17 protein-coding genes and 1 pseudogene are annotated in these 16702 nt (G+C 64.9%); 4 read left to right on the top strand and 14 right to left on the bottom strand.

What is annotated here, in order from left to right; translation table 11 throughout:
- Positions 1–8 precede the first annotated feature (8 nt).
- From glyS to recO, 3 genes are all read right to left on the bottom strand, one after another.
- Positions 9–2072, bottom strand: a complete 2064-nt coding sequence (glyS, locus tag M6689_RS02930; RefSeq protein ID WP_298267613.1) for a glycine--tRNA ligase subunit beta — start codon at positions 2070–2072, stop codon at positions 9–11.
- Positions 2069–2950, bottom strand: coding sequence for a glycine--tRNA ligase subunit alpha (gene glyQ / locus M6689_RS02925; protein ID WP_298267610.1), 882 nt, complete (start codon positions 2948–2950; stop codon positions 2069–2071). Before glyQ ends, glyS begins: the two co-directional genes overlap by 4 nt.
- A gap of 170 nt (positions 2951–3120) precedes the next feature.
- Positions 3121–3861: a DNA repair protein RecO gene (recO, locus tag M6689_RS02920; protein ID WP_298267659.1), complete on the bottom strand. Its 741-nt coding sequence runs from the start codon at positions 3859–3861 to the stop codon at positions 3121–3123.
- 306 nt (positions 3862–4167) lie between these two features.
- Between recO and M6689_RS02915 the strand changes: the two genes are divergently transcribed.
- Positions 4168–5430 (top strand): porin, encoded by a 1263-nt coding sequence (locus M6689_RS02915; RefSeq protein ID WP_298267608.1) that lies wholly within the window; start codon positions 4168–4170, stop codon positions 5428–5430.
- A 50-nt stretch (positions 5431–5480) separates the two neighbouring features.
- On the opposite strand, the gene M6689_RS02910 is transcribed toward M6689_RS02915, so the two are convergent.
- The 5 genes from M6689_RS02910 to M6689_RS02890 all read right to left on the bottom strand — a co-directional run bounded on the left by M6689_RS02910 (position 5481) and on the right by M6689_RS02890 (position 10694).
- Positions 5481–5924: a tetratricopeptide repeat protein gene (locus tag M6689_RS02910; RefSeq protein WP_298267606.1), complete on the bottom strand. Its 444-nt coding sequence runs from the start codon at positions 5922–5924 to the stop codon at positions 5481–5483.
- 239 nt (positions 5925–6163) lie between these two features.
- A complete protein-coding gene (locus tag M6689_RS02905) occupies positions 6164–7312 on the bottom strand; it encodes an HAD-IA family hydrolase (protein ID WP_298267604.1) in 1149 nt (382 codons plus the stop codon).
- Positions 7309–7794: a dihydrofolate reductase gene (locus M6689_RS02900; protein WP_366949720.1), complete on the bottom strand. Its 486-nt coding sequence runs from the start codon at positions 7792–7794 to the stop codon at positions 7309–7311. Before M6689_RS02900 ends, M6689_RS02905 begins: the two co-directional genes overlap by 4 nt.
- 8 nt (positions 7795–7802) lie before the next feature.
- A complete protein-coding gene (locus tag M6689_RS02895; protein ID WP_298267599.1) occupies positions 7803–9731 on the bottom strand; it encodes a carbon starvation CstA family protein in 1929 nt (642 codons plus the stop codon).
- A gap of 90 nt (positions 9732–9821) precedes the next feature.
- Entirely contained in the window at positions 9822–10694 is an 873-nt protein-coding gene (locus tag M6689_RS02890) for an EamA family transporter (RefSeq protein ID WP_298267597.1), read from the bottom strand.
- A gap of 264 nt (positions 10695–10958) precedes the next feature.
- Here M6689_RS02890 and M6689_RS02885 point away from each other — a divergent pair, with 264 nt between their 5' ends.
- Positions 10959–11393 (top strand): hypothetical protein, encoded by a 435-nt coding sequence (locus M6689_RS02885; RefSeq protein ID WP_298267594.1) that lies wholly within the window; start codon positions 10959–10961, stop codon positions 11391–11393.
- Between the two features lie 68 nt (positions 11394–11461).
- On the top strand, positions 11462–11722 hold the full coding sequence (locus M6689_RS02880) for a hypothetical protein (RefSeq protein ID WP_298267592.1): 261 nt from the start codon (positions 11462–11464) through the stop codon (positions 11720–11722).
- 216 nt (positions 11723–11938) lie between these two features.
- Here the strand turns inward: M6689_RS02880 and M6689_RS02875 are convergent, their stop codons facing one another.
- On the bottom strand, positions 11939–12625 hold the full coding sequence (locus M6689_RS02875) for a zf-TFIIB domain-containing protein (RefSeq protein WP_298267590.1): 687 nt from the start codon (positions 12623–12625) through the stop codon (positions 11939–11941).
- 30 nt (positions 12626–12655) lie between these two features.
- Positions 12656–13765: an SPFH domain-containing protein gene (locus tag M6689_RS02870; RefSeq protein WP_298267588.1), complete on the bottom strand. Its 1110-nt coding sequence runs from the start codon at positions 13763–13765 to the stop codon at positions 12656–12658.
- Positions 13766–14050: 285 nt separating this feature from the next.
- Between M6689_RS02870 and M6689_RS02865 the strand changes: the two genes are divergently transcribed.
- On the top strand, positions 14051–14578 hold the full coding sequence (locus M6689_RS02865) for a L,D-transpeptidase family protein (RefSeq protein WP_298267586.1): 528 nt from the start codon (positions 14051–14053) through the stop codon (positions 14576–14578).
- A gap of 134 nt (positions 14579–14712) precedes the next feature.
- Here the strand turns inward: M6689_RS02865 and M6689_RS02860 are convergent, their stop codons facing one another.
- The 4 genes and pseudogenes from M6689_RS02860 to M6689_RS02845 all read right to left on the bottom strand — a co-directional run.
- Entirely contained in the window at positions 14713–15114 is a 402-nt protein-coding gene (locus tag M6689_RS02860) for a hypothetical protein (RefSeq protein WP_298267584.1), read from the bottom strand.
- Positions 15115–15140: 26 nt separating this feature from the next.
- Positions 15141–15290: pseudogene (locus M6689_RS02855) on the bottom strand (DNA-3-methyladenine glycosylase I); the annotation flags it as partial.
- A 70-nt stretch (positions 15291–15360) separates the two neighbouring features.
- Positions 15361–16164, bottom strand: coding sequence for a bifunctional DNA-formamidopyrimidine glycosylase/DNA-(apurinic or apyrimidinic site) lyase (mutM, locus tag M6689_RS02850; RefSeq protein ID WP_298267581.1), 804 nt, complete (start codon positions 16162–16164; stop codon positions 15361–15363).
- Positions 16165–16203: 39 nt separating this feature from the next.
- Positions 16204–16702: NAD(P)-dependent oxidoreductase (locus M6689_RS02845; RefSeq protein WP_298267580.1), on the bottom strand; the 499-nt coding region annotated here is incomplete at its 5' end.

The raw sequence follows: 16702 nt of genomic DNA, 5'->3' as shown, positions 1-16702 counted from the left end.
GGCGTGAGCTAGGCGGCTATCTTGGCGAAGTCGGCGATCTTGCCGAAGAGCCTCGCGATCCCGGTCAGGAGCGCCAGGCGGTTGAGCCTGACCCGTTCGTCCTCGGCCATGACCATGACCTTGTCGAAGAAGTCGTCCACCGCCCCCTTCAGGGCGGCGATCCCCGAAAGGGCCGCCAGGTAGTCGCCGGCGGCGGTGCGGGCCTCCACGTCGGCCCGGACGGCGAGGAGCGCCCGGTGGAGCTCACCTTCGGCCGGCTCCTGGAAGAGGGCGGCGTCCACCGGGCGGTCGATCCCTTCCTTGACGATGTTGCAGACCCGCTTGAAGGCGACGGCCAGGGGCTCGAAGTCGGGGCGGTTCTTGAATTCGGCCAGGGCGGCGATCCGGGCGGCGGCGTCCACCAGGTCGGCACATCCGGCGGCCACCGCAGCGTCGACGGCATCGACGGGGTAACGGTCGGCCATGAGGTTCACGAAGCGGCCCCGGAAGAATTCCAGGACATCCCCCTTCACCTCGGCGGCGGGGCGGGTGAGCCTGGCGGCCAAGAGCCCCAGAGCCCTGTCCACCTGGGCCTCCAGGGAGAGGCGGTACCCCTTGTCGAGGACGATGTTGATGATGCCGAGGGCCGAGCGGCGGAGGGCGTAGGGATCGGCGGAGCCGGTGGGAATAAGCCCGACGCCGAAGCAGCCGCAGATGGTGTCGAGCTTGTCGGCCATGGAAACGAAGGCGCCGATGTCCGAGGCCGGCAGCTCCCCCCCCGCCTGGGTCGGGAGGTAGTGCTCGGCGATGGCGGCGGCCACCTCCGCGTCCTCACCTTCGATGAGGGCGTACTCCCGCCCCATGATCCCCTGCACCTCGGGAAACTCCCCCACCATGCCGGTGACGAGGTCGGCCTTGCAGAGGAAGGCGGCCCGGGAGGTCTTCGCCTTCACCGCCGGGTTCAGGAGCTCGGCGAGCCCCTCGGCCAGGGCCCGGAAGCGCTCCATCTTCTCGAAGGAAGTGCCGAGCTTCTGCTGGTAGACCACGTTCTTCAGGGACTCCGCGCGGGTTTCCAGCGAAACCTTCTGATCCTCTTCGAAGAAGAAGCGGGCGTCGGAGAGGCGGGCCCGGAGGACCCGCTCGTTCCCCTTGACCACCACGGAGGGGTCTTCGGTCAGGGTGTTGTTGATGGTGATAAAGCCGGGCATGAGGCGCCCCTCGCCGTCGACGATGGAGAAGTAGCGCTGGTGGCTTCGCATGGAGGTGATGAGGACCTCCCGGGGGACCTTCAGGAACTCCGGCGAGAAGGTGCCGTGGACGGCACTCGGGTACTCGCAGAGGAAGGTCACCTCGTCCAGGAGCCCCTCGTCGGGGAGGAGGTGCCCGCCGGCGGTCTTGGCCACCCGGTGGATCTCCCGGCGGATGGTCTCCTTTCTCCGCTCCGGATCGGGGATCACGAAGTGGCGCTCACACTCCTCCAGGTAGTGGGCAAAGTCGCGGACCGGGAACGGCTGGTTCGCCATGAAGCGGTGCCCCCGGGAGACATTGCCGCTCTGGACGGCGCCGAAGGCGAACGGCACCACGATCCCGTCGAAGAGCGCCACGATCCAGTGGACCGGCCGGGCGAAGCGGACGTCGAAGTCGGCCCAGCGCATCGACTTGCGAAACGGGATGGACGCCACGAGCCGCGGCAGGATCTCGGCGAGGAGGTCCGGGACCGGCCGGCCACTCTCCTGCTTCACGGCGGCCACGTACTCCCCCTTGTCGGTGGTGACGAGCTGGAGGGCCGAGACGTCGACCCCCTGCCCCCGGGCGAACCCCTCGGCTGCCCTGGTCGGTGTGCCGTCCGGGCCGAAGGCGATATTTTTCGCCGGCCCCAGGGCGGTGATCTCGGCGTCGGGCTGCACCGCCGGCAGCCCTTGCACCGCCAGCGCCAGGCGCCGCGGCGTGGCGTAGGTCTTTATCTCGCCGAAGGTGAGCCGGGCGCTCTCCAGCTCCTTCGCGATGAGGGCCTCCATGTCGGCCATCGCCCTGGGGAGAAAGCCGGCCGGGATCTCCTCGGTCCCTATTTCAAGGAAAAGCTCTTTGCTCATTGCGGACGGCCTCCTTTCAGCAGCGGGAAGCCGAGCTTCTCACGCAGTTTCAGATACCCCTCGGCACAGAGCCGGGCCACGTTCCGCACCCGGCCGATGTAGGAGGCGCGTTCGGTGACGGAGATGGCGCCGCGGGCGTCGAGGAGGTTGAAGGTGTGGGAGCACTTCATGACGTAGTCGTAGGCAGGGAGCACCAGCTCGCGCTCCACGAGCCGGACGCACTCCTTCTCGTACATGGTGAAGAGCTGAAGCAGCATCGCCACGTCGGCCTCCTCGAAGTTGTAGGTGGAGAACTCCACTTCGCTCCGGTGGTGGATATCGCCGTAGCTGACCCCCTTCACCCACTCCAGGTCGTAGACGTTGTCGACCCCCTGGAGATACATGGCGATCCGCTCACAGCCGTAGGTGATCTCGGCGGAGACCGGCTTCAGGTCGATCCCCCCTGCCTGCTGGAAGTAGGTGAACTGGGTGATCTCCATCCCGTCGAGCCAGACCTCCCACCCCAAGCCCCACGCCCCCAGGGTCGGCGACTCCCAGTCGTCCTCCACGAAGCGGATGTCGTGCCTGGAAGGGTCGATGCCGAAGGCCCGCAGCGAATCGAGGTAGAGGTCGAGGATGTTCACCGGCGACGGCTTCATGATCACCTGGAACTGGTAGTAATGCTGGAGGCGGTTGGGGTTCTCGCCGTAACGGCCGTCGGTGGGACGACGGGAAGGCTCGACGTAGGCGACGTTCCACGGCTCGGGGCCGAGGACCCGGAGGAAGGTGGCGGGATTGAAGGTACCGGCACCCTTTTCGGTGTCGTAGGGCTGCTGGATGACGCATCCCTGCTTGGCCCAGTATCCCTGGAGGGAGAGAATCAGGTCTTGAAAGGTCAAGGAAGTTCCTCCAATGGTATGAAAAATAAGAAATACTTTACCCAGCGTAAACAGGGTTTGGCAAAACTGAAAAAGCGTCCAAGTTACGGGCAATTAGAGTCGAAAAGATTACAACGTCCGACGAGGAGTGTCAAGGGCTAAACCGGTGTTCGGGTCAAAATGAGAGGCTTTCAGGGCTCGTCGGCCTCGATCTGGCGCAGAAAGGCGAGGGAGTTCAGGGGGCGGGTCAGGTGGGCGGCGATGGCGTCGTCGAGGAGCTCGCCCGCTTCGTGCAGCGCTGCGGAGGAAAAGGCCACTGCATCGAAGCGCCCCGTCCCGAGGCAGAGGTCGAGGAGCCGGACAGTCTCCGGACCGACCTCTGCGCCGCCCCGGCCGCAGGCGCCACAGAGGACCGTCCCCGCCGCTCCGCGGCGGCGCGCCGCCACCGCCGACAGCTCCGCGCCGCAGGCCGCGCACCGGTCCAGGGCGAGGCGGTAGCCAAGGATGTTGAGAAAATTCGCCTCGAAGAACCGGCGGTCCCCCTCCCGCGCCTCCCCCTGCTCCAGATGCTCCAGGTAGGCGGTGAGGAGACGGAAGAGCCGGGGCGAAGGGGCGCCGTCGGGGAGAAAGCGGTCGGCGAGCTCCACGGCGTAACCGGCAAGGGCGATCTTCAGGAGATCGGCCCGAATGCGGGGATAGAGGGAGACGATGTCGGCCCCCCGAAGAGACGAGAGCCCCTCCCGCACCACCAGCTCCACCCCCAGGCGGGCGAAGGGTTCCAGCGCCCCGCCGAAGCGCCGCATGCTCCGCTTCGCCCCCTTCGCCACCCCCCGCACCTTGCCGTGCTGCAGGGTGAAGAGCGTGACGATCCGGTCGCTCTCGCGGTAATCCATGGCGCCAAGGACAATGGCTTCGGAACGGCTCGTCTCCATGGCGGACAAGGTAGCACCGCGCCGCTCTCCCCGTCAACGGCCGCCACAAGATTGGACAGAAATAATGCGCTACCCCCTTGACGCCGCCGGCCGGGCCATGTTAGTTGAAAAAGACTTTCATTTTTAACGCAAACATCGGCCTTGCCGGACTCTACGTAATCCGTCCCGACAGAGACCGTACAGGGAGCGGTGTGCCGAAACGATGAACATGATTTTCATTTTCTTTGCATTTACCGAGGTGGAAAGTCGCCGCCGTCCGACGGCGAACCTCTCCACCATGCACACCATCACAGGAGGAATCACACCATGAAGAAACGCTTCATCATCCCCGCAGCCGCGTCGATCCTGCTCGCCGCGGTCACCATGGCCCGCGCCGCGACCGTGGAAGAGCTGCAGCGCCGGCTCGACGAACTGAGCGGCCAGGTCGAGACGCTTCGGGCCGAAAGGGCCGCCCCCCCCGCAGAGCCCGCGACCCGGGACGAAGGATATCTGAAGGGGGTCTGGGACCGGACGCGGATCGGCGGCTACGGCGAGCTCGACTACATCATGAAGCGCGAAAACGGCAACGGCAAGGGGGGGAACACCTTCGATCCGCACCGCTTCGTCCTCTACGTGAACTCGGAGCTGGCCGACTGGGTCACCCTCAATACGGAGCTGGAGTGGGAGCACGGCGGGGTGAGGGATGAGCTGAACTCCGCCGGGGAGCTCTCCGGCGAGGTGACGGTGGAGCAGGCGTTTCTCGACTTCACCATCGCCCGTCCCTTCAACGTGAAGGCGGGGATCATGCTCGTGCCGCTGGGGGCCACCAACCTCTACCACGAGCCGACCAACTTCAACTCTTCCGAACGGCCGGCGCTCGACACCTTTCTCATCCCTTCCACCTGGCGGGAGATGGGAATCGGCATCCACGGCGCCCTGGGCGGCAAGGCCGACTACCAGCTCCTCGTGATGAACGGCCTCAACGGCGAGGAGTTCTCGGCCAAGAACGGCCTGCGCGGCGGCCGCCAGAACCTGAACGAGGACAACAACCGGGGGAAGGCGGTGACGGGACGCCTTGAACTGCGCCCCATTACGAACCTCTACACCAACCTCTCCTTCTACACCGGCAACTCGGCGCCGAAAGGGGCGCCCGACGCCTACACCACCATCCTCGCCTTCGACGGCAAGTACCGCATCAGCGACTTCGAGCTCGCCGGCGAGTACGTCCAAGTCATCCAGGACAACCCGGGGGTCCTGACGGGCGACATCGGCCACAGGATGTCGGGTTACTGGGTCGAGGGGGCCTACCACCTGATGCCGGCCGCCCTGAAGAAAGGGAAACTGGCCGAGGCCGACCTGGTCGCCTTCGCCCGCTGGTCCGAATTCGATACCCAGCAGGGGGGGATTGCCGACCCCACCCTGGCGAGCGGCAAATACGACCGGAACTACACCACCTTCGGCTTCTCCTTCAAGCCGGTTGACACCGTCGCCATCAAGGCCGACTACCAGATCTACGGCGATCATCACAGCGCCGGCGAGAAACCGCTGGACAACGACAAATTCCAGGTCACCCTCGGCTTCGTCTTCTAAAGCGATAAAAAACACGAAGGGCGCCCGCTATCCGGACGCCCTTCTTTTTTCTACCGCAGCCCCAGCCGTGCCAGGACGATGCCGAGATACTTGTTGAGGGGATGGCTGCGCGGCAGCGATGGAATGGGAGGAGGCTTCCTCAGGCCGACCTTCTCCAGTTCGGCAACGATTTCCTCGTTCCGGCCATGCTTCATCCCCTCCCGGAAGGTGTCGATCGCCTCCCGCCTCTTGCCGGCCAGGAGGTAGATCCGCCCGAGGTTCAGGTAATGGACCGTGTTCTCCGGCTCCCCCTCGATGGAGTGCCGGGCCAGCTCGATGGCATCGTCGAATTTTCCCCGGGTCTTTGCCTGGCAGAGCGCCAGGTACGAACAGGATTTCGGGGTCAGATCCATCTCCGCCGCCCGTTCGAAACAGGTGCGGGCAAGATAGACATGATCGTGGCCCAGGGCCTCAAGCCCCTTGGAGAACCATTCCGCCGCTTCCAGTGCCGCCATGGTACGCCTCGCTTCCGTAACTTCCAACCAGGGATCGGGTCATCGGACCCAGGCTTTCACGTTCAATAATCGCGCCAGTCGAGAGACCACAACCGATCCCAAGGGATCAAGAGACACTCGAACGCAACATCGTGGAATAACAGCGTAAACTGGCAACATTTGTGCGCCATTCGACCATCAACCCACGTCAAATAACCGACCATCCCCGCCGCCCGGACACAAAGCGTCACCCCCCCGGACTATCCCTCCACGTACCGCTTCAGCTCCGTCAGGAACCGCTCCTCGTCCTCGAAGACGATCCCCCGCATCCCCCGGCTCTCGGCCCGGACCACGTTGGCGAGCATGTCGTCGACGAAGAGCGCCTCCCCGGGTTCGATCCCGAGCTCCCGGGCCACGTCGTCGAAGAGCGAGGGGTCCCGCTTCCCCTTGCCGAGGCGGTAGCTGTTGAAGAGCCGGTCGAACTCCCGGGAAAAGCCCTGCTGCCGGTCGAGCTGCTCCAGCCAGTCGGTCTGGTCGCTGACGATGGCGGTCAGGTACCCCTGCCGACGCAGCTCCCGGACTGCCTCCAGCATCCGGGGGCGAAGGACGAAGCGGGAGAGGATCATATCCGAAAGTTCCCGGTCGCTCCCCCGCAGGCCGGTGCGCTCCCTCATGAGGCGCCAGAACGCGGCCTCACTCCCCGTCCCGAGGACGTAACCGCTCCCGTAGACCGCATCCATCCCGGCGCCGTGGACCTCGATCGGGTCGAGCCCCTGGTGCCGGGCAAGCTCGAAGAGCCCCTCGCGGAATCCCTCCTCGGCCAGCACCCCTCCGAAGTCGAAGAGCACCGCCCGGATCCTTGCCGCCGGCTCTCCGAGCCGCACCCGGAAGAGGGTCTTCCAGCGCCGGGTGTCGATCCACCCGCCGATCGGGTCGGGAGTCACGATCTTCACCTCATGGAAGCGGATCTCGCTTCGGTCGAGGATGACGGTGCGGGCCGCCATCTCCTTCTCCGCCAGCGGCATCTCCGCGTAGAGGAGGGAGAGGTGCGGCTCGAAGCGGTAGTCGCTCCCTCCCGGCGCGGCCCCCTTCGCCGCCTCGTGGAGCCGCCGCAGTGCCGGCTCGTCCTCGAAGGCGATGAAGAGGGTCCGGAAGTACTCTTCCGTGGTGCCGAGCCCCGTGACCCGCAGGGAGAGGGGTCCAGTCTCCGCGGCGGCCCCGGCCAGGGCCCGCCGCAGCGGCGCCAGCTCCCCCTCGTCGGCGCAGGAGCCGGTGCACAGGGTCACGTGGGGTTCGAAGGGAGGGGTGTCGTAGCGGTCGGCGAGCTCCCGGATCACCCCCTCGGCATAGCGGAAATCGTCCGGGGCCGGGACGAGAAAGACGGCGAAGCGGCGCGATGCCGCGCTCATGGGGCCTCCTCCCTTCGCCGCTCGAAGGTGACGAAGGTGTGGGGAGGATCGCCGTCGGCCTCCACCCGCTCCACTTCGGCGAAATCGGGGGGGAGCTCGGGAAAGGTGGCGTCCCCCGGGTAGTCGCGGTGGATGAGGGTGAGGCGGATCCGGTCGGCCAGGGGCAGCGCCTCCCGGTAGACCTCGCCGCCGCCGCAGACGAAGATCTCGGCGGCGTCACCGGCCAGCGCCAGGGCCTCGGCCAGGCTTCGGGCCACCAGCACCCCCTCCGGGGCGTACCCCGCGCGCCGGGAGAGGACGATGTTCCGCCGCCCGGGGAGGGGGCGGCCGATCGCCTCGAAGGTCTTTCGTCCCATGACGACCGGGTGCCCCAGGGTGATGGCCCGGAAACGGGCCAGATCGTCGGGGAGGCGCCACGGCAGGGCGCCATCCTGCCCGATGACCCGGTTCGCGGCCATGGCGGCGATGAGCGTAACCGTCACGGAGCTCCTCACGCCCCCTCCTCGTACTCCAGCACCTCGCTCGTCACCACCTCCCGCGTTGCCGTCAGGTAGCCGTACCACTTGCAGACCATGTCGACCAGGGTCACCACCGCCAGGAGCGCCATCAGCGCCACGAGGAAGGCGTTCATCCGGAGGGTGAAGGCCTCGACGGCTGTGGCGGCCCCTGCCGCCTTGCCGAGAAAGGTGCCGGCCAGTTTCCACGAGGCGGTGAAGGTGGTTGTGTACATGAACGCCATGGGGATGACGGTGGTCCAGGCATAGCGCGCCTTCCCCGACTTGATGAGGACCGTGGTCCCGATGCCGAGGGCGATGGCGGCCAGAAGCTGGTTGGAAACCCCGAACATCGGCCAGATGGTGGCTACGTTGCCGGACCAGATGAGATACGACCAGGCGGCCACCACGAGAAGGCTCGTGACGATGATGCCGGGAAGCCAGCGGGGGCGGCCGAGGGGGGCATAGAGCCGGCTGCCGAGCTCCTGGAGGAGAAAGCGGGCCACCCGGGTGCCGGTGTCGACGGTGGTCAGGATGAAGAGCGCCTCGAACATCAGGGCGAAGTTGTACCAGTAGGGCATGAGCCCCCGCATCCCGGGAAGCGCCGAGAGGATCGAGGCCATCCCGACCGCCAGGGAGACCGCGCCGCCGGGGCGTCCCGCCACGTCGGTCCCGACCAGGGCCGAGAGTTCCCGCACCCGCTCCACCGGAAACCCGAGGGCCGCGATGGCGTCGAAGGAGAGCTTGCTGTTGATGGCGAAGTAGTCGCCGGGGATGAGGATCGTGGCCGCCACGAGCGCCATCACCGCCACGAACCCCTCCATCAGCATGGCGCCGAAGCCGATCAGCGGGATCTCCCGCTCAGAGGTGATCATCTTGGGGGTCGTGCCGGAGGAGATGAGGGAGTGGAACCCCGAGATGGCGCCGCAGGCGATGGTGATGAACATGAAGGGAAAGAGCCTCCCGGGGATGACCGGCCCGCCGCCGTCGACGAAGCGGGTCACCGCCGGCATCTGGATGGTGGGGGCCATGAAGATCACCCCCACCGCCAGAAGGAGCACGGTGCCGATCTTCATGTAGGTGGAGAGGTAATCCCGGGGGCAGAGAAGCATCCAGACCGGGAGGATCGAGGCGACGAGGCCATAGGTGGCCATGGCGATCACCAGCCCGTTCTTGGAAAGATTGAAGAACGGCTCAAGGGGGGAGCCGGGGATGGCGTGGCCGGCGCCGACCGCCACCAGCAGCAGCACGAAGCCGATGGCGCTCACCTCCCCCACCCTCCCGGGGCGGATCCGGTAGAGGTAGAGCCCCATGAAGAGGGCGATCGGGATGGTGAGGAAGATGGTGAAGGTCCCCCACGGGCTCTTGGCGAGGGAGTTGACCACGGCGAGCCCCAGCCCCGCCAGGGCCACAATCAGGATGAAGAGGATGGCGAGCGAGGCGGCGAGTCCCCCCACCGGCCCGATCTCGTCCCTGGCGATTCTCGCCAGCGACCGGCCGTTGCGCCGCACCGACGCGGCCAGGATCACCGTGTCGTGGACCGCGCCGACCACCACCGCCCCGACCAGAAGCCAGAGGAAGCCGGGGAGGTAGCCGAACTGAGCGGCGAGCATCGGGCCGATCAGCGGCCCCGCCCCGGCGATGGCCGCGAAGTGGTGGCCGAAGAGGACCCAGCGGTTGGTGGGATGGAAGTCCATCCCGTCGGCCAGGCGCCGGGCCGGGGTCTTCAGGGCGGGATTGAGTGAGAGAACCTTCGAGGTCAGGAAGGCGCCGTAGTAGCGGTAGGCGACCAGGTAGAAGCAGGCGGCGGCCGTAACGAGCCAGAGGGCGTTCACCTTCTCCCCGGGGTTCACGATCCCGGCCACCACCGCCAGGGCAACCGCCGCAACCGCCGAAATCACCAGCCAGACGAGCTTTCCGAGCATCTATCCGCCTCCTTTCACTGCAGGGCGTCTCTGTGAGACACACTTAACAGTGCCGGAAGCCACGGGAAAAATCAAGCGGCTCTGGATGAATTATCCCAGTCTGATCAGAAGCGCCCCGGCCAGTATCACCAGCGCCGCGCCGAGCCGGATCCGGCCGCACGCCTCGCCGAGGAAGAGGATGCCGATCAGCACCCCCACCAGGATGCTCACCTGGCGCACCGGGACGGCGTAGCTCATGGGGGAGAGGTTGAGGCCGTAGCGGAAGGTGAGAAACGACGCCATCATCACCGGGCCGCTGGCGAGGATGAGGCGCCAGTGTTCCCGCAGCTCGATGGCGATGTGCCGGCGGTAACACGGGCGCAGGAGGTTGAGGGTCATGAGCCCCAGCATGATCAGGACGAGGAAGTAGGTGAAGTAGAGGGGGGAGTAGTGCCGCACCCCGGTCTTCTCGGCGATGGAGCCGAGGGAGTAGATGAACCCCGCCGCCAGGGCGTTGCGCACCGGGGAAGAACCGAGGTTGCGGAAGGGGCGGATGAACTCGCCGAGGGATACCCGCTCCATCTGCACCGAATATGCCCCCAAGATGACCAGCATGATGCCGGCGATCCCAGGCGTTGTCAGCCGCTCCCCCAGGATGCTCATCCCCCATACCGGCACGTAGACCATGGAGGTCTGGGAGAGGGGATAGACCATCGACAGGTCCCCTCCCCGGTAGGCACGGCCGTTGAAGAGGTGATATAGGACGAAGCAGACCGCCCCCGCCGCCACCAGGAGAAGGGTCGCCGGGTCGGGCCAGCGGAACGGCTCCGGCACCAGCGGCAGGGTGACCGTGAAGAGCCCCCCCGAGGCGACGAACATCCACCAGATGAAGACCGTCTTGTGGCGGCTCCGCTTCACCAGCAGATTCCAGAGGGCGTGCATGACGGCCGAGATGACAATGAGGGAAAAGGCGAGGGTGCTCACGGAGATCAGTATAGCGGAGCTATCTTTTTTTAGCGATACTAAAATTAGTGGAGCACTATTCCGATCTTGCGATTTTCAGAGTGCCGTTTATCCACTCTGCGGTCGTCCGGCAGCCGTCACCGGAATCAGCCTGGTCATTGAGGCCATTTCGCGCGTCAACCGGCACCTATGTTGCCGAATTCCCGGTGCTTGTTTGACAATTGACCATGGTGTGCTATCCATGGACAAAAGGAATCCAATCCGGTTACGCATGGAGGTACGAAGATGAAGGCGCGCAAAGTGATTCTGTTTTGCTGCGTGCTGGCGCTTTTTGCCGGTCGGAGCGTAGAGGCGTCGGCCGAAGAGAAAAGCCAGGGGAACCTGAGCCAGAAACAGGAGGAAATGCCGGTGCTCACCGGAGAGGTCTGGGAAAAAATGACTTCCGATGAGAAGGTTGCATTCGTATGGGGGGTCGGGCACATCGTGACGATCGAACATCAAAGCGCAGAGCGCTACCCGGTGCTTAAGAGAGCGAGTGTCGTCGCGAAGATGGCAGAGGGACTTGCCGGGGTGCCCATGAATACAATTGTCGGGGAGATCGACAAGTACTATCAGGAGAATCCCGATGACCTGGCCGCTCCGGTGCTGGAAGTCATTTGGGACGAAATGGTAAAGCCGAAAATCAAGTCCGGCATTGCCGACCTTCCTTTGGAACAGTAGATCGACGCAGATTTCACGTTACCAGCGCCCTGTCCGCCGGACAGAGCCCTGGACAAGGGAGAATCCGTATGAGATCGTCAAGATGCCTGCTCCTGGTTGTGCTGACGGTTTTCACGCTTGGCTGCGCGGGGATGACGCAGCAGCAACAACGAACGTTGAGTGGCGGCGCCATCGGGGCTGCGGGGGGAGCCGCCATTACGGCAATAGCCGGCGGGAATGCGGCGGTCGGCGCAACGCTGGGAGGAGCTGCCGGTGCGCTGACCGGCTTTTTTCTGGGGGAACAGGAGAAACAGAAGACTTACCACCAAAAAAAGAGAAGAATCAGGTGAGCAACAGAGGAGTATCCAGCCCCGGCGGCTCAGGGGACAGTCCATATCAGGAGCCTGTCGGACTTAGGAATGAATCTACTGCGAGAATGGCAAATCGGTCCATATTTCCGGGAATTCCTGACGAATAGAACCACTATTCGCCTTCAAATTCCCGAAAATCTGTCCTCGATCTGCCATTCTCTCGCTACGATCCCCTAAGTCCGACAGACATTATGTCTAGCTCCTGAAGAACCGGCCCACCTCCCGTACCACGGCAACCAGCAGATGGTCCAGGGTGAACACCGTCTCGTCGGAAGAGTCGCCCCACCCGCCGCCAGGCGACCCCGACGGGAGAGTGACGGCGCGGCGCTCCTGCTCCGCCGCCAGCTTCTTCTGCTCCTCCCGCCTCTCCTGGTCGAGGAGCTTCCCCCCCGCCTTCATCCATTCGAAGAGATGCCGCAGCTCGCCGCCGTCGAGCCATACCCCGTGATCCTTGCAGCGATCGACGACGACGCCGCTTTTCGCCCCGTAGTTGACGCGATTCATGATCCTTGAGCAGACCGGGCACTTGACGTAGGAGATGCCGCAGGTATCGGGGCGCATGGCGGTGGTGATGCTCTCCAGCCGCTCCCGGTTGATGGTGAAGACGTTGGTTACCGTTGCCTCCAGCAGGGCCTCCAACTCGCCCGGATCGAAGAAGAGCCCCAGGCACTGGTCGCAGCGCTCGATCAGAAACCTTTCGCCGATCTTCAGGTCGATGGTGCGCAGCGCAATGCCGCAGCGCGGGCAGAGACGCTCCGATTCGATCTCGTGGGTCGTGTAGTAATGGATCCCCTTGAGATCGGTGTCGTTTCTGCTTCCACAGTAGTCGCACCGGATTGAGTTTGGCGGCAGAGGCGCCGAACAGTTGCAGCAGTTAGCCACGCTTCCTCCCGTGGTGCCGGTCGTCGCGGTTCATGGCATCGGTGGCGGCGTCGCCTTGAGCGCCGCCTCGAACTCGGCGAAAAGCGCCGCCTTCTGCCAGGCGGCCATCCCTTCCCGCCACAGAAGGGTCTCCCTCGTGATCGCCCCCTTCCGGATGTAGCCGATGATCGCATTCCGGTCGAAGGGTCCCGCCTGCTTCCCGTTTTTCCCGACGTAGTACCTGTTTCCCGTTTCTTCCGCCGGAAGAGGCGGAGGTTGCGAAGCGCCCGGAGCAGCCCCCTGCGGGCCGGCCAGCGCCTTCCCCATCTGGTTCGCCATGGCAAAGCCGATCCCCATGCCGACACCCGCCGAGGCATCACCCCCCGGATTTGCGGCGGCGGCTTCCAGGGCGTTTGCGGCCTGGAATTTCATGTAGTTGTCCAAGTTGCCGATGGCCTCCATGCTCCCCCGCTTGTCCAGCGCCGCCTCCACCTCCACCGGAAGCGCAATGTTCTCCACGAGGAGTTTCGTGACCTCCAGCCCGTATTCCCGGAATTCGGGGACGATCTTCCCGGTGAGACGGCCGGAGAGCTCGTCATAATTGGCGGCCAGGTCGGGAACCGCGATCCCGCTCTCCGCCAGCATATCCGAAAACCTGGTGACGATCAGGTTCCGCAGCTGCTCGGAGACGTCGTCGATGGTGAAGTGCCCCCCCGTTCCGACGATCTCCCGGATGAACCGGGCCGGGTCGCCGACCCTCGCCACGTAGGTCCCGTACGACCTGAGCCTGACGGGTCCCAGTTCCGAATCCCGGACGATGACGGGGTTCTTCGTTCCCCACTTGAGATTGGTGAAATTGCGGGTGTTCACGAAATAGACCTCGGCCTTGAAGGGGCTGTGAAACCCGTACTTCCACCCCATCAGGGTGGTCAGGAGGGGGAGGTTCCGGGTGGTCAGCCGGTGCTGCCCCGGGGCGAACACATCGGCGATCTCCCCCCGGTCCACAAACACGGCGGCCTGGGCCTGCCGGACGATCAGCTGCGCCCCGTACTTGATCTCATTGTCGTACCGCGGGAACCTCCAGACCAGCGTATCGGCCGAATCGTCGGTCCATTCGATGATGTCCAGGAGCTCCGCCTTCGCTTTCTCCCACAAGCCCATAATCTCTCCTCCGTCCCAAAAGTCGCCCGAACCTTCCCCCCATGAAGGACGATGGTTCGTCCTCTTTCCTCATCGGCAGGTATCACCGCCGCCTTGAGCTCTTCCGTGAGTTTTCCGCCGTCCCTTTTCCGGCTCCGACGTGTCGTAAAATTGACTCCCACGAGGCGAGGTCCCCCGGGCCGGTTACCTGTCCCGCATCGTCCTTCCCCGCACTCCCGCAGGGTAACGGGGAGTGGGCGACTTCGACCAATCCCGTGGTGCAGATATTGCTCAGGCAGTCATGAAATGCGAACGATAGTGCTCCAGATCTGCCTCGCCGCCCTTTTCGGCATCCCGGCATTTACCACAGCGGGTTATTGCCTCCCCGATGCCGGGAGTGCGCCCCATTCCCACGTGGACCGGGTGCTGGTCTACAAGTCGAAGCGGCTGATGGAGCTGCGCAACGGCTCCGAGGTCATACGGTCGTACCGGGTGGCGCTCGGCAGAAACCCGGTCGGGCGCAAGGTGCGAGCCGGCGACTGCCGGACTCCGGAAGGGATCTACCGGCTTGATCGCCGCTCCGCCGCCAGCCGTTTCTACAGGTCGATCCACATCTCTTATCCCAACGCCGCCGATCGTGCCGCCGCGCGGAAGCTCGGGGTCGCACCCGGCGGCGACATCATGATCCACGGGCTTCCAAAAGGGTTCGAAGACCTGGAAGAATGGCACGTCATCACTGACTGGACGAAAGGGTGCATTGCAGTCACCAATGCGGAGATCAGCGAAGTCTGGCGCCTGGTGCCGGACGGCACGCCGATCGAGATCAAACCGTAACCCTGTTACCTGGCATGAGCCTTTCTTTCCCGTAGACAAAATCCGCGGCGGCGTACCGTTCATCCCACATGCTCACGTTTCCTCCCTTTCCTCCTGAAAACAGCAGCTGCCGGAAGTCCTGCGGCGCAAATTCCTCAGCAAATCCCCCGCAGCCGGGCGGCCAAGGACGGCGAGACCGCGATCACGAGGAGCACCGCCACCCAGAGATTCCCCGTGGCGACGTTGTACGCCTCCAGGAGTCTTGCCCATGAATGCCCCATGACAACCCGCCCGAAGAAGAATTCGAAAAAGACCGTCAGTACCAGCCACGCCCCGCCGATGAGCCAGTAGCGGGAGGGCCTGAGGGGACCGAGGGACGGGATCAGGAGCGCGGTGACGGCGAAGATCAGCACCGCGAGGGTGACTCCGCTCAGGGGGAGCGCCGTTCTTTCCCCCAGGAGCGGGTTGAGGATCTTCTCGCGCACCGTGCCGTTCACGATCCCGAGCGGGATGAAGAGGAGCCAGATGCCGCCTGCCTTGAGTATCTGCATGGTCATGTCATACGCCCCATGGTTTACCGATTTTAACCGGAGTGGCCCTGCCGGACCATCTGCCGGATTTCCCCGTGCCGGAAACAGTGGACCGTGTGGTCGTTCACCATCCCGACCGTCTGCATGAAGGCGTAGCAGATGGTGGAGCCGACAAAATTGAACCCCCGCCGCTTCAGCTCCCGGCCTTTTCATTGCATGCTCCGGCATAAAGGGGGTAGAGGGGGGATGGCGGTGGGAAAAACCGGGACATGGTCACCTTTGACAGCGGGGGCAGTAGACCGTGCTCCGGTTGCCGAGCCGGATCTCTTCCAGCGCCCCGCCGCAGCGGGTGCAGGCACCCTCGCCCCGCCCGTAGACCTCGAAAGCCAGCGGATGATAGGCAACCGTCCCTTCCGCCACCCGGTAGGTGCTCCCCTGGTCGATCGAGCTCTGCAGCACCTCCCGGACGGTACGGACCAGCCGCCCGCATTCGGCACGGCTGAGGGAGGAGGCGGACCGGTCGGGACGGATGCCGGCACGGAACAGGGCCTCGTTGGCGTAGATGTTGCCGACCCCGGCCACAACTGCCCCGTTCATGAGGAGTTGTTTCACCGCGACCCGCCGTCCCCGGCTCACCCCGAAGAGATATGCGCCGTCAAAGGCCGCGGTCAACGGTTCCGGGCCGATGCCGGCCAGAAGCGGATGCGTCGCGGGGGGATCCGTGGTCCAGACCACGGTGCCGAACTTGCGCGGGTCGTGGAAACGGAGCACGGCGCCATCTTCAAAGACGATGTCGAAATGATCGTGTTTGCCGGGGGGCGCCGTCCCGGGGAGCAGCCGGAGAAAGCCGGTCATCCCCAGGTGGACGATGAGCCACCCCGTCTCACAGTGGAACAGCAGGTACTTTCCCCGCCGCTCGACGGCTCGGACCGTTCGCCCCGGCAGGGAAGTGTGCAGCTCATGCGGGATCGGGAGCCGGAGCTTCGGCGCCCGGACCACTACCCGCTCGATCCTCTTCCCCGCCAGCTCCCGCTCCAGCCTGCGTCGGGTCTGTTCTACCTCGGGAAGTTCCGGCACTTTTCACTCCTGCGGCGCAATCGCCCGGTTCCCTGCAAATCACATCCCCCGAAGGGTTCCAAGCCACTCCTCCATGAAGAGATCGATATACTCCCGGCTGATGGCGCTGGAATGGGGAGTAATCAGGACGTCCGGCCGATCCCAGAGCGGCGATCCGGGCGCCAGCGGCTCTTCGGCAAAGACATCCAGTCCCGCGCCCGCCAGCGGGCCGTCATTCAGGGCGTACAGCAGGTCCTCCTCCCGGTAGCAGTTTCCGCGTCCCAGGTTGTACAGGCAGGCCCCCGGCTTCATGGCGTTGAAATGCCGCGCCGTGATGAGCCCATCGGTTTCCTCGCCTCCCGGCAAGAGCAGGACCACGTGATCGGCATGGGGCAGTTCCTCCTCCAGCCGGTCAAAGGGGATGACCCGGTCAACAACGGAGCCGGCGGCAAATCCTTTCACATTGCGTTTGACTCCCGTAACGCTGGCCCCGAACGTCTTCAACAGCTCAGCCACCGACCGTCCCAGCGCCCCGAAACCGACGATGAGCACCTGCTGG

Source organism: Geobacter sp. (genome assembly GCF_027327745.1).
Lineage (GTDB): Bacteria > Desulfobacterota > Desulfuromonadia > Geobacterales > Geobacteraceae > Geobacter.
Note: the sequence above shows the minus strand (reverse complement) of the source record. Positions and strands in the feature narration are given on the sequence as shown.

What these genes read in the sequence shown, in the direction of transcription:
- glyS (WP_298267613.1), bottom strand. Translation starts at nt 2,072, where the DNA reads ATGAGCAAAGAGCTTTTCCTTGAAATAGGGACCGAGGAGATCCCGGCC.
- recO (WP_298267659.1), bottom strand. Translation starts at nt 3,861, where the DNA reads ATGGAGACGAGCCGTTCCGAAGCCATTGTCCTTGGCGCCATGGATTAC.
- M6689_RS02915 (WP_298267608.1), top strand. Translation starts at nt 4,168, where the DNA reads ATGAAGAAACGCTTCATCATCCCCGCAGCCGCGTCGATCCTGCTCGCC.
- M6689_RS02910 (WP_298267606.1), bottom strand. Translation starts at nt 5,924, where the DNA reads ATGGCGGCACTGGAAGCGGCGGAATGGTTCTCCAAGGGGCTTGAGGCC.
- M6689_RS02905 (WP_298267604.1), bottom strand. Translation starts at nt 7,312, where the DNA reads ATGAGCGCGGCATCGCGCCGCTTCGCCGTCTTTCTCGTCCCGGCCCCG.
- M6689_RS02895 (WP_298267599.1), bottom strand. Translation starts at nt 9,731, where the DNA reads ATGCTCGGAAAGCTCGTCTGGCTGGTGATTTCGGCGGTTGCGGCGGTT.
- M6689_RS02885 (WP_298267594.1), top strand. Translation starts at nt 10,959, where the DNA reads ATGAAGGCGCGCAAAGTGATTCTGTTTTGCTGCGTGCTGGCGCTTTTT.
- M6689_RS02880 (WP_298267592.1), top strand. Translation starts at nt 11,462, where the DNA reads ATGAGATCGTCAAGATGCCTGCTCCTGGTTGTGCTGACGGTTTTCACG.
- M6689_RS02870 (WP_298267588.1), bottom strand. Translation starts at nt 13,765, where the DNA reads ATGGGCTTGTGGGAGAAAGCGAAGGCGGAGCTCCTGGACATCATCGAA.
- M6689_RS02865 (WP_298267586.1), top strand. Translation starts at nt 14,051, where the DNA reads ATGCGAACGATAGTGCTCCAGATCTGCCTCGCCGCCCTTTTCGGCATC.
- M6689_RS02860 (WP_298267584.1), bottom strand. Translation starts at nt 15,114, where the DNA reads ATGACCATGCAGATACTCAAGGCAGGCGGCATCTGGCTCCTCTTCATC.